11 protein-coding genes are annotated in these 11997 nt (G+C 39.4%); 8 read left to right on the forward strand and 3 right to left on the reverse strand.

The genetic code is table 11. From position 1 onward, the window contains the following. The first annotated feature begins 31 nt into the window (after positions 1–31). Positions 32–385: a hypothetical protein gene (locus tag FTT76_RS08920; protein WP_078188566.1), complete on the forward strand. Its 354-nt coding sequence runs from the start codon at positions 32–34 to the stop codon at positions 383–385. Between the two features lie 69 nt (positions 386–454). Here FTT76_RS08920 and prmC read toward each other — a convergent pair whose 3' ends face one another. Together prmC and prfA are read right to left on the reverse strand one after the other, a co-directional pair. Then, the gene (gene prmC, locus FTT76_RS08925) at positions 455–1273 is read right to left on the reverse strand and encodes a peptide chain release factor N(5)-glutamine methyltransferase (protein ID WP_180007915.1); all 819 of its coding nucleotides are present in this window, start codon (positions 1271–1273) and stop codon (positions 455–457) included. Further along, entirely contained in the window at positions 1273–2361 is a 1089-nt protein-coding gene (gene prfA, locus FTT76_RS08930; protein ID WP_078188570.1) for a peptide chain release factor 1, read from the reverse strand. The genes prmC and prfA overlap by 1 nt, the downstream gene beginning before the upstream one ends. A 368-nt stretch (positions 2362–2729) precedes the next feature. Here prfA and FTT76_RS08935 point away from each other — a divergent pair, with 368 nt between their 5' ends. From FTT76_RS08935 to FTT76_RS08955, 5 genes are all read left to right on the forward strand, one after another. Further along, on the forward strand, positions 2730–3158 hold the full coding sequence (locus FTT76_RS08935; RefSeq protein WP_078193959.1) for a glycine zipper domain-containing protein: 429 nt from the start codon (positions 2730–2732) through the stop codon (positions 3156–3158). 276 nt (positions 3159–3434) lie between these two features. Further along, complete coding sequence (locus tag FTT76_RS08940; RefSeq protein ID WP_168377731.1) at positions 3435–3962, forward strand: hypothetical protein; 528 nt, start codon at positions 3435–3437, stop codon at positions 3960–3962. Between the two features lie 179 nt (positions 3963–4141). Beyond that, positions 4142–5149 carry an LLM class flavin-dependent oxidoreductase gene (locus FTT76_RS08945; protein ID WP_180007914.1) on the forward strand — a complete coding sequence of 336 codons (1008 nt, stop codon included), beginning with the start codon at positions 4142–4144 and terminating at the stop codon, positions 5147–5149. A 233-nt stretch (positions 5150–5382) separates the two neighbouring features. Then, positions 5383–5859, forward strand: coding sequence for an inner membrane protein YiaA (yiaA, locus tag FTT76_RS08950; protein WP_180007913.1), 477 nt, complete (start codon positions 5383–5385; stop codon positions 5857–5859). A 263-nt stretch (positions 5860–6122) separates the two neighbouring features. After that, positions 6123–6695, forward strand: coding sequence for a flavoprotein (locus FTT76_RS08955; protein WP_180007912.1), 573 nt, complete (start codon positions 6123–6125; stop codon positions 6693–6695). Positions 6696–7695: 1000 nt separating this feature from the next. Here FTT76_RS08955 and FTT76_RS08960 read toward each other — a convergent pair. Continuing rightward, positions 7696–8532: a pyruvate, water dikinase regulatory protein gene (locus tag FTT76_RS08960; RefSeq protein WP_078193964.1), complete on the reverse strand. Its 837-nt coding sequence runs from the start codon at positions 8530–8532 to the stop codon at positions 7696–7698. A gap of 153 nt (positions 8533–8685) precedes the next feature. Here FTT76_RS08960 and ppsA point away from each other — a divergent pair, with 153 nt between their 5' ends. Both ppsA and FTT76_RS08970 read left to right on the forward strand, forming a co-directional pair. Next, on the forward strand, positions 8686–11064 hold the full coding sequence (gene ppsA, locus FTT76_RS08965; RefSeq protein WP_180005234.1) for a phosphoenolpyruvate synthase: 2379 nt from the start codon (positions 8686–8688) through the stop codon (positions 11062–11064). An 82-nt stretch (positions 11065–11146) separates the two neighbouring features. After that, entirely contained in the window at positions 11147–11929 is a 783-nt protein-coding gene (locus FTT76_RS08970; RefSeq protein WP_180190405.1) for an RDD family protein, read from the forward strand. Positions 11930–11997: the final 68 nt, after the last annotated feature.

Here is an 11997-nt window from a genome sequence, read left to right on the forward strand (position 1 = left end):
ATTCTCCTGCATCTCCTTGAAAGGCTTTCCTATGCTTAAGATGATTGATGTTCTTGAACAACAACTTGTTCAAAACTTTTCAGATTCTCTTTTCACTCAGATTGACGCAATTGATGAACTGTTTCATGAACAGCTTAAAACTGTCGCAGATATTGATTTGCAAAATTTGATCTCACAATTTTTTAGCACTGAAAATGCAGTTGAAGTTGCTCATGCACTGGATATCCAAGCAGATGACATTGAAGCAATTCAAGCAGGTGCAAATCTAAAAGATGAAAATTTAGTGAATGCAACTGCAAAAATTATTGCTTACTGTCTTGCAGTAGAAACAGCAGCTTTAGAACAAGTTGAAGTTTTCGATAGCTTACAAGACTACCCAATGTAAGCATTGATCGAATATAAAAATAAAGCGCATTCAATGCGCTTTATTTTTGACTATTTATCTAACACTAAATCAATGTTGCCACTGACCTAAGCTGACACGGTCATTACCGCCATAATCTTTTATAGTCCGAACATTTCGATATCCAGCCTGCAAGAACAAATGTCTGACCGATTCACCTTGGTCATAGCCATGTTCGAGCACCACCCAACCATTCACGGTTAAATGTTTTTTAGCTTGAAGAATGATTTGCTCAATATCTGCAAGCCCATGATTGTCCGCAACCAAAGCACGTTCAGGCTCTGTCGCCAAATCTTTCATGTGTACATCATCAGCATCGATATACGGCGGATTTGACACAATTACATCAAAGAAAGCACGACCAAAGGGTTTCAACCAAGAACCTAAGACAAACTGCACATGTTCAAGATCATGCTTTTTGGCATTAAACTCAGCAACTTCCAAGGTAGGTTCGTAAATATCCGAAGCTACAATTGACCAATCTGGACGTTCACTGGCTAATGACAAAGCTACAGCGCCAGTTCCTGTTCCTAAATCCACCACACGAGCATCTTCAGGAAGTTCTAAACGCAGTACAGTTTCAACGAGTACTTCCGTATCAGGACGTGGCACCAAAGTGTCTTTAGTCACTTTTAAGTCTAGCGTCCAAAATGGCTGAGAACCTGTGACATAAGCCAAAGGCTCACCTGCTGCAATACGTGCAAGTGATGCGACATATTGTTGTTCTTGCTCAGCTGTTAAATCTTGATCCTTTTTCATGATTAAATCAAACGAATCAATCTTGATGATATGCTCTAACAACCACGCATTTTCCTGACGTTCATAACTTTCAGGTTCACCACGATAGGCCAAAGCCTGTGCAATATTCATTAGCCACCATTCTGCTGTGCTAATAACGCCAACTGATCGGCTTGATATTCACGATGCAAACTATCTAGCAATTCAGTCAAATCACCTTCCATCACAGCATCTAACTTATACAGTGTTAGGTTAATACGATGATCAGTCATACGACCTTGTGGATAGTTATAGGTACGAATACGCTCAGAACGGTCACCAGAACCCACCAAGTCACGACGCATTTCAGACGTCGCGGCATCTGCCGCTGCGCGTTTAGCATTTTCTAAACGAGAAACCAACAGCGCCATCGCTTTGGCTTTGTTTTTATGTTGTGAACGTTCATCCTGACATTCTACAACTGTACCCGTTGGTATATGGGTAATACGCACCGCGGAGTCAGTTTTGTTAATGTGCTGACCACCCGCACCAGATGCACGATAGGTATCGATACGTAATTCTGAAGGATTAATTTCAACACTGGTGTCTACATCAATTTCCGGCAAAATCGCAACAGTACATGCCGAAGTATGAACACGACCTTGTGACTCAGTTGCAGGAACACGCTGTACACGATGCGCACCACTTTCAAATTTTAAGCGACCATATACGCCTTCACCATTGATGAGGCAAATCACTTCTTTATAACCGCCGTGTTCGCCGTCATTTTCAGACAGCACTTCAATACGCCAACCTTGTGATTCAGCATATTTACTGTACATGCGATACAAGTCACCAGAGAAAATGGCAGCTTCGTCACCACCCGTTCCGGCACGGATTTCTAAATAGGCAGAGTTCGCATCATTCGGATCTTTTGGAATCATCAGAATGTTTAAGTCTGCTTCAAGCTGACCAATCAAAGCTTTATTTTCTTTAATTTCTTCAACGGCCATTTCTTTGAAATCTGGATCCGTCATCATCACTTCAGCAGTTTCAATATCTTCTTCTGCTTGACGGTATTTTTTCCAAACTTCAGTGATTTCAGATAAATCACTATGCTCACGAGACAACTGACGGAAACGTTTATTGTCTGAAATGACTTCTACATCTGCGAGTAATGCATTTAATTCTTCGTGACGGTCAGAGAGCTGATCTAATCGTAAACGTAACGATTCTTTCATTTTTCAAAAAATCTCAATACACAGGCTCTACCGCTAAACTTTCACGGATATGCCAAAATTCAAAATAATGGCGCTAGTGTACCGATAATGGGTCTGAAATGACATATTTATTGTTTTTTGGCCTATCTATGAGCCTAAATATCAAAATGTGAACTTCATCACTCCTACCTTTCTCCACAAAGTCGTACAGATTTTCAGCATTCGACCGTTTTTTTCACAATATTAATAAAACTTATACAAACTAGACACTCAAATCACTAAATAAAGTGAAAGCTCTCCATATTTATAGCGAATAGTTTTGTTACATTTACTGCCATCGAAATGATTATGAAAAAGTCCTCGCGTTTATGAAGGACATGGAGTGAACTATGAAACTGAATACTCTTTTAATGACAGCCACTCTAGCAACTGCTTCTATGTTCACTGTGTCTGCAAATGCAGATAGTACAACACGCGTTGCTGCAGCTAGTGCATTAGGTAGTGTTGCAGGTACTGCAATTGGTAAAAACATGGGCGGTAATACCGGCGCTACAATTGGTGCTGCTCTTGGTGGTGCTGGTGGTGCTGCGGTAGCAAGTAATAAACGTAACCGTACAGAATCTGCAATCGGTGGTGCTTTAGGTGGTGGTACAGGTTATACCGTTGGTAAAAGCATGGGCGGTACAAACGGTGGTTACATCGGCTCTGCACTAGGTGCTGCTGGTGGTGCTGCTCTAGGTAATAAAATCTCTAAAGATAAAGCTTACGACAAACACCAAGAACGTAAATACAAAAAACGTTACCGTCGTCGTCACTAATTCAAAATTAGTGAGTCCTTATTGGATCGTGAAAAGAGCACCTTCGGGTGCTTTTTTTATATATCACCTTTCCTCATTGATAAATACAGCTTTATTCATTACACCTGATAAATATGTAGATTTACCATTTCATCAATCATGTAGAAATAAAGTGCAAAATTTACATTGCAGCAACGGAACACGTATTTTATTTCACATCACGCTCCAAATATTCGCTATGTGTTTTCATATATTGATATCAACAGATAAACATCATGCTTCGTAAGGAGTTTAAAAATGAAAATTAATAAAATTTTATTCAGTGCAGCAATTGCCGCTTCAGCGCTTACTATGACTGCAACACATGCAGGTAATAGTACCAATACTGCATTAACATCTGCTTTAGGTGGTGTTGTTGGTGCAGCAATCGGTAACCAAGTTGGCGGTCAAACTGGCGCAATGATTGGTTCAGCAATTGGTGGCGGTGCAGGTGCAGCAGCATCGGCGAACAAACGTGACCGTAATGGTGCCATCATTGGTGGCGCACTTGGTGGCGCAGGTGGTTATACCGTAGGTAAAAACATGGGCGGCACAAACGGTGGTTATATCGGTGCTGCACTTGGTTCAGCCGGTGGTTCTGCACTAGGTAAAAAAGTGTCTGAAGACCGTCGCTATGATGACCGCTACAATGGTCGTTATGATGATCGCTATGACCGTCGTTATAACAACCGTGGCTATCGTACCAATAATTACAGCTACAACGACCGAGGCTACCGTGGAGACAATGGTCGTCACTTAGGTTGGTACAAAAACGGTAAACGTTAATCGAGATATTTCAATGAAAAAAATCAGCACCTTCGGGTGCTTTTTTTGTTTATAAAAAAAAGTTTAGATATACCAAAAGTTGACTTTTTACACAGCCCAACCAATATATCGAATTTATTCGATATACATTAGGCGTTTTATATCGTATTATTTCGATATAAAGATCTCTGAGAGAAAACATGCGTACTCTAGCCGATACAAAATTTTCAATACTTGAACTCGCACCTGTTCGAGATGATAAAACCATCGAATTTTCACTCAAACATGCACTCCAGTTAGCACAGAAAGCAGAACAACTTGGCTATGAGCGTCTATGGTTAGCCGAACACCACAATATGGACGGCATCGCAAGTTCTGCAACTGCGGTTTTACTCGGTTATCTCTTAGCAAATACACAATCTATCAAGCTCGGTTCAGGCGGGATTATGTTGCCTAACCATGCGCCGTTGGTTGTCGCTGAACAATTTGGCACGCTTGAAACGCTATATCACGGCCGCATTGAACTCGGCTTAGGTCGGGCACCAGGTACCGACCAAACCACCATGCGCGCTTTACGCCGTGGCCGTCAGGAAACCGAAGATCAATTTCCACAAGATGTCCTTGAGATATTGCAATACTTTAAAGCACCTGAGCCACAGCAGCGCATCATTGCTACACCGGGACAAAATACACATGTTCCTGTATGGCTTTTAGGTTCAAGCCTGTTCAGTGCACAACTCGCTGCACGTTTAGGTCTACCCTATTCATTTGCTTCACATTTCGCGCCACGCATGCTTGGACAAGCAATTCAGCTCTATCGTGAAAATTTCCAAGCATCCGAATATTTAGATCAACCTTATGTCTCTATGGGCGTACCAACGGTTGTTGCTGAAACAGATGAAGAAGCAGAATATCTGGCAACAAGTGCTTATCAGCGAGTTTTAGGTTTAATGCGTGGTCAAAGTTTAAAACTTAAAGCTCCGGTCGACAGTATGCAAGGCCTATGGTCTGCTGCAGAAAAGATGTCCGTAGATAATTTCTACGCTATGGGACAAGTCGGTTCAAATGCAACCGTTCGAGCAGGTTTAGAAAACCTACTCACCAAATATGACGTTGATGAATTTATTTTCACCTGTGACATTTACGATACCGATAAGCGCATTGAAAACTTCGAACGTTTAATGCAAATCAAAAATGATCTCGCTTAAGACTCTAAACTTAATGATCTAATCCAAGCGTTTAATCCGTCTAAAGGTAGAATTGTGACTACATTTTTTGTGGCTCTTTAGACGGATAGCAGTCAACAGATAATATGGTTTCGGCTAACAACGACTAAACCTGTACTTAAAAACCATCATTGCCTCAACGAAATAATTGCTTTACTCATTTTTATTGCTGTATAAATATTAAACATAAGCAAAACAAAGAGAAAAATAAGCAGATGAGCCAATATATTAATAAACCCACACCCGCATTTATCGCAGCAAGTTGGTGTGCACTGATCTTAGGCGCTGTGGTGTTTTGCATAGGTTTATTCAATGCAAATATGATGTTGAATGAAAAAGGCTTTTATCTCATTTTATTGCTTTATGGATTATTTTCATCGGTTTCACTACAAAAAATCATTCGTGACCGTTTAGAAGGAATGCATGTCACTGCAATCTACTTTGGACTGTGCTGGGCATCCGTCATTATTTGCCTCGTACTTCTTGCCATTGGTCTATGGAATGCTGAACTGGCATTAAGTGAAAAAGGTTTTTACATGATGGCTTTCCTAATGAGTCTGTTTGGTGCAGTTGCTGTACAAAAAAATATTCGTGATATGGACTATTTACGTACACATACCGACCAACCCGAACTTAAACATTCAACCACGAGTCAGCTTGACTATAACTCATCAGATGATGAACCACTTTAAAACTCACAAAATTTATAGATCTCAAAAGCTGTTCATGCAGGTCGCTCATTGTTTTATCGATCTGCTTGAGCGGTTAATGAACTACAACGCATAAAAAAATCAGTTCACTCCTAGAAATGTATAAATGACAAGGGCCAAGCAAATCAATTCTAGACAAATTGCATGACTCATCAGACTGAAAAAACGCTTTACCCCGACTGGCCCATCACAGAATATATTCCTATCTAAGACTCAACTAAAAAAACAAAAGACAAGGAATAAATATGGCCAACAAGCAGGATGCAACCCACCATATTTTTAATAATCATCTAGAGGATTTTGAACACTTTCGTGGAACGATCATCAGTTCAGAACAGATCAAAGATTATGATTTTAAGAATCAAAAAATTGCAATTATTGGGATAGATCAGCATGTGGTCTCTGAACTACCTCATCTATGTCAGGTTGCAGATAACATCATGGTCTATCAAATCAAACCGCAATTTGTCTTACCACGCACCGAACGTCTACTGAATAAATTAATCCAACATCCACTGATTGCAAAAAATCGACGTTTATTTAGCAATCGTATTAAGAGTATTTTGGCGATTCGGTTTTTAGAAGATCAAGTGCCGAACCATTGGTTAAGACATTTACTCAGTCCAAATACCGCAATTCAGAACAAAACCTTCCTAAAATCGGATCATTATTATGCTGCATTACAGCAGCCCAACTGCATCTTAAATACTTGGCCAATTGCGAATATTCAGAATAATTCAATTACGGCTTTAGATGAGCATACGTTTGAGTGTGATGTCATTGTGCGCAGCGAATCTAACCAGCCTAAAGAAAAGTAATTACAATGAAATGATTTTCACATAATATTTACTATAATTTATCCGATTGATCAAAACTCACAACACCAAAAGCCATCTCTGACGGCTTTTGGTAGCTCCCCTACTATATTCGATACTTTCATTCGATAAGGCTAAGGATTCTTAAAAATCCATAAATGAAAATAGCTTTAATCGTGCTACATGCTTTTTCAGCTCTCAGACTTAAATCATGCTTCCGACCTGCACCAGCAGCTACAGCGAGTTTATAGACGTGCAATTTTGAATAGTTATGATCAATTCTTCATGAAAATTTTATTTCAAACTAATAAATTTTCAGTCGCTTAATTTTGTCTTACACAACTCTTTTAATCCCTAACTATAAGTTAGAAAATTTATACCGATGCTCATGTTCAGCCAACATTTACTTATGTTCTAATCTATATTCAATAGGAAAATAACAGCTAAAAATCCAATTTTAATATTACTTCATATCAGCTTTTAAAGCCTGAATGTTATCAATTTGAATATTTTTCACCCACATCAATTAAATAAATGGTGCCATTTCTTTATATTTAGTATCCAAAAGCAACTGTTTGATTATTTTTTATTCTATTTTTTGCCTATTTTTTTAGCAGTTAAATCAGTATTTTTTGAAAAGTTGATTAAATATTAAACTAAATCAGCTAAATCTTGTATTTACACAACTCATATCAAGTGGATTATTCAGGCTTAATTCATAGATAAAAATACAGCAAAACACGGATTCTTTTAAAAGATTCATGCTGTCAATTTGGCGATATTTTATAAATTTTCATCCAAAGAAATTTATCGAATTGGTACACAAATGAATGCAAAAATTGCTTAAAATTTAAGTCTAAATATTGAGGAAAATTTTCATCAATATCTTAAATATTTATCATTCATTAAAAGTATGACAAACTAGAAATTAATACTATTTTTATATAATTTATACGGTAATTTATTATTATCAGAAGAGCCACCAAAGTGGCTCAATTTACACTTAACCAATGCGACGCTTCAGTCCGGTCATTTGTAAAACACGTGTTGAAATTTCTTCAATCGACATTTCAGACACATTTAAGTATTTGATTCCTTCAGAAATATAAATACCTTCAATCGCACGTAGTTCCATTTGGCACTGACTAAAACTTGCATAACGACTATTGGCCTTACGCTCTGAACGAATTGCTACAAGGCGCTCTGCATCAATCATCAAGCCAAACAACTTATGTTTGTGCTCACGTAAAACTGCAGGTAAACGGTTGTCATCCAAATCTTCTTCTGTCAAAGGATAATTAGCTACACGAATACCAAATTGCAAAGAGAGATAGATTGAAGTTGGTGTTTTACCCGAACGTGATACTCCAATTAAAATCAAATCTGCTTTATCATAATGACGAGTACGTGCCCCATCATCGTTATCTAAAGCAAAATGCACCGCATCAATACGTGCTTTATAAGACTCAGAATCTGTAACTGCATGGGTTTGACCGACTAAAGTCGTAGGAGCTGTACCCAACTCGTCCGACAATTTACTAATAAGCCCTTCAAAAACATCAAGATTTATTGCATTTGCAGTATTAATAATGTCACGTACATACGGGTCTACAAGGGTATCAAACACCAAAGGCTTTTGACCGTCTTGCTGCGCTCTAAGATTGATCTCTGCAACCACATTTGTAGCTGCTTCTTCAGAGGTAATATATGGAATAATATGAATGTCAAAATCTACATGAGGGAACTGGGCTAACAGTGAGTGTCCAAGGGTTTCTGCGGTAATCGCGGTACCATCCGAAACAAAGAAAACACTACGCTGAATCTGTTTACCTTCTGACATTAAAATTCTCCTCCAAAATTTGTCTTAGTGCTATATAATCTTTATAGTAAACCATCTTACATGACTGTCACTTAGTAAATTTAGAATGCTAAGTAATTTGTTATAATTTCATGCCAAGATAGTGATTAATACTGCAAAAGTGGAGTAACAACTTTGGAAGCGCGCGTAATTGGTCTAGAAAAATTAGGGAAACACGACGTAGAACTCGTGGGTGGTAAAAACTCATCATTAGGTGAAATGATCAGCCATCTAGCAAATGCTGGTGTATCTGTTCCTGGTGGTTTTGCTACTACAGCTCAAGCATATCGTGAATTCCTCGAGCAAAGTGGCCTAAACGCTAAAATTAACGCTGAACTTGCTGCACTCAATGTTGACGATGTAAATGCACTTGCTGAAACTGGTGCAAAAATCCGTCAATGGATTGTAGACACTCCGCTTACAGCTGAACTTGAAACAGAAATTCGTGAGGCTTTCACAGCTCTTTCAAACGGCAACCCTGATATCGCGGTTGCCGTTCGCTCATCTGCAACAGCAGAAGACTTACCAGATGCTTCATTTGCTGGCCAACAAGAAACTTTCTTGAACATCCGTGGTATCGACAACGTCCTTATTGCGATTAAAGAAGTATTTGCTTCACTTTATAACGACCGCGCAATTTCTTACCGTGTACACCAAAACTTCGCACATGACGTCGTTGCGTTATCTGCTGGTGTTCAACGTATGGTTCGCTCTGAAACAGGTGCAGCTGGTGTAATGTTTACACTTGATACAGAATCTGGTTTCCGTGACGCAGTTTTCATCACAGCATCTTATGGCTTGGGTGAAATGGTTGTACAAGGTGCAGTTAACCCTGACGAATTCTATGTATCTAAACCACTTCTAAATGCAGGAAAACACGCTGTATTACGTCGTAACCTTGGTTCTAAACACCAAAAAATGATTTATGGTGAAGAAGGTGCTGCGGGTAAATCAGTGGTTGTTGTAGACGTTGAAAAAGCAGATCGTCAACAATTCGCTTTAAATGACCACGAACTTCAAGAACTTGCTAAACAAGCATTGATCATTGAAAACCATTACGGTTCAGCAATGGACATCGAATGGGCGAAAGATGGCGATGATGGCCAAATCTATATCGTTCAAGCACGTCCTGAAACTGTGAAGAGCCGTCAAAATGTAGGCACAATGGAACGCTACCTTCTTAAACAAAAAGGTAATGTGATTTGTGAAGGTCGTTCAATCGGTCAACGTATTGGTTCTGGTCGCGTGCGTATCGTGACTTCAATCAAAGAAATGGACAAAGTTCAAGACGGCGACGTACTTGTATCTGACATGACTGACCCAGATTGGGAACCAGTAATGAAACGTGCTGCTGCGATTGTCACTAACCGTGGTGGTCGTACTTGTCACGCTGCGATTATTGCACGTGAACTTGGTGTTCCTGCAATCGTAGGTTGTGGTAATGCAACTGAAGTATTGACTGACGGTCAAGAAGTGACTGTGTCTTGCGCTGAAGGTGACACAGGCTTTATTTACGAAGGTTCTTTGGACTTTGAAATCCAACGCAACTCTATCGAATCTATGCCTAAACTTCCGTTCAAAATCATGATGAACGTAGGTAACCCTGACCGCGCATTTGACTTTGCTCAAATTCCTAACGAAGGTGTTGGTCTTGCTCGTCTTGAGTTCATCATCAACCGTATGATCGGTGTACACCCTAAAGCATTGCTTAACATTGACAGCTTACCACGTGAAACTCGTGCTGCTGTAATGTCACGTACTGCGGGTTATGCATCCCCTATCGAATTCTATGTTGAAAAACTAGTTGAAGGTATTTCTACTCTTGCTGCAGCGTTTGCTGACAAACCAGTGATTGTTCGTATGTCTGACTTTAAGTCAAACGAATACGCAAACTTAATCGGTGGTAAGTTATACGAACCTGAAGAAGAAAACCCAATGCTTGGCTTCCGTGGTGCAAGCCGTTATGTGTCTGACAACTTCCGTGACTGCTTCGAACTTGAATGCCGCGCACTGAAAAAAGCACGTGATGAAATGGGCTTAACTAACATTCAAATCATGATTCCTTTCGTACGTACTGTTGCTGAAGCGAAACGAGTTATTGAATTGTTAGCGCTTAACGGTCTTAAACGTGGTGAAAATGGTCTTAAAGTAATCATGATGTGTGAACTTCCAACTAACGCATTGTTGGCTGAACAGTTCCTTGAACATTTCGACGGTTTCTCTATCGGTTCTAACGACTTAACTCAGTTAACACTCGGTCTAGACCGTGACTCTGGTATCGTTTCTCACCTATTTGATGAACGTGATCCAGCCGTTAAAGCACTTCTATCAATGGCAATCCATGCTTGTCGTAAAGCTGGCAAATACGTAGGTATTTGTGGTCAAGGTCCTTCAGATCACCCTGACCTAGCTAAATGGTTAATGGAACAAGGCATTGAGTCTGTTTCGCTTAACCCAGACTCAGTATTAGACACATGGTTCTTCCTTTCTGAAGAAAAAGCTCAACAAGCTTAATAAACTGTGTTAAAAAAAGACCCACATGTGGGTCTTTTTTTTTATTTATACTTTTACAGACGTTTTTTGAGATTTTAGTTTTATGCAGATTTACTTGGCACGAAATAACCAACAAGCTGGTCCCTACACCTTAGAACAACTTAACCAAATGCTCGCGAGCCAACAAGTGTTACTCACGGACTTGGTTTGGCACCAAGGTATGACCGAATGGAAAGCTTTGGGTGAACTCACTCAAGGTCAGTTGGTTTATATGCCTGCAGGATATACTGCACCAACAGCATTCGAATCAAATCAAACTGCAACTACGCCATCAAATACCTATGCACAGCCTCAAGCGGTACAAGAGCAAACTAGCCTAGCTAGTATTCCTAAACGTGTTTTGGCGAAAATCGTCGATTTACTGCTTTGGATACCAGCAACTTTTATCTTAACGGCATTTTTTAGTCCAAGTGAAAAGACACAATTTGCAAATCTGAATGAACAGTTTATGCAAGCTATGATGACCCCAAATGCTGACCCCAATGTTTTACAAGCACTACAAACACAAATGGTTGAAATGTTTCCCAACCAAGCTTGGATTGCAATGTTTGCGTATCTCTTCATTATGCTTTTCATTCAAGCATATTTGATTGCTAAATCAGGTCAAAGCATTGGTAAAAAAATCACCAAGATTAAAATTGTAGATGCCGAAACCAGTCAACCTGCAAACCTCATGCGTGGCTTCACTTTACGCAGTGTTTTATTTATTTTCCTGAACTTTTTATCAATGCCATTAAGCGTAATCATCGATTCCGTTTTCATTTTCGGCAAGAAGCGTCAAACCTTGCATGACAAATTGGCAAAAACCAAGGTAATAAACCAATAATTTTCACTTTTATTCAGGGATGATTTTTTCATCCCTTTTTTGTGCATTATATTGAAATTAAAATAAAA

Origin of the sequence: Acinetobacter sp. YH01009, from assembly GCF_013420765.1 — a bacterium.
In the GTDB taxonomy this organism is placed as follows: domain Bacteria; phylum Pseudomonadota; class Gammaproteobacteria; order Pseudomonadales; family Moraxellaceae; genus Acinetobacter; species Acinetobacter amyesii.

Bases quoted from the DNA above. Each gene is read 5' to 3' on its own strand.
- FTT76_RS08920 (WP_078188566.1), top strand. From the start codon at position 32: ATGCTTAAGATGATTGATGTTCTTGAACAACAACTTGTTCAAAACTTT.
- prmC (WP_180007915.1), bottom strand. From the start codon at position 1,273: ATGAATATTGCACAGGCTTTGGCCTATCGTGGTGAACCTGAAAGTTAT.
- prfA (WP_078188570.1), bottom strand. From the start codon at position 2,361: ATGAAAGAATCGTTACGTTTACGATTAGATCAGCTCTCTGACCGTCAC.
- FTT76_RS08935 (WP_078193959.1), top strand. From the start codon at position 2,730: ATGAAACTGAATACTCTTTTAATGACAGCCACTCTAGCAACTGCTTCT.
- FTT76_RS08940 (WP_168377731.1), top strand. From the start codon at position 3,435: ATGAAAATTAATAAAATTTTATTCAGTGCAGCAATTGCCGCTTCAGCG.
- FTT76_RS08945 (WP_180007914.1), top strand. From the start codon at position 4,142: ATGCGTACTCTAGCCGATACAAAATTTTCAATACTTGAACTCGCACCT.
- yiaA (WP_180007913.1), top strand. From the start codon at position 5,383: ATGAGCCAATATATTAATAAACCCACACCCGCATTTATCGCAGCAAGT.
- FTT76_RS08955 (WP_180007912.1), top strand. From the start codon at position 6,123: ATGGCCAACAAGCAGGATGCAACCCACCATATTTTTAATAATCATCTA.
- FTT76_RS08960 (WP_078193964.1), bottom strand. From the start codon at position 8,532: ATGTCAGAAGGTAAACAGATTCAGCGTAGTGTTTTCTTTGTTTCGGAT.
- FTT76_RS08970 (WP_180190405.1), top strand. From the start codon at position 11,147: ATGCAGATTTACTTGGCACGAAATAACCAACAAGCTGGTCCCTACACC.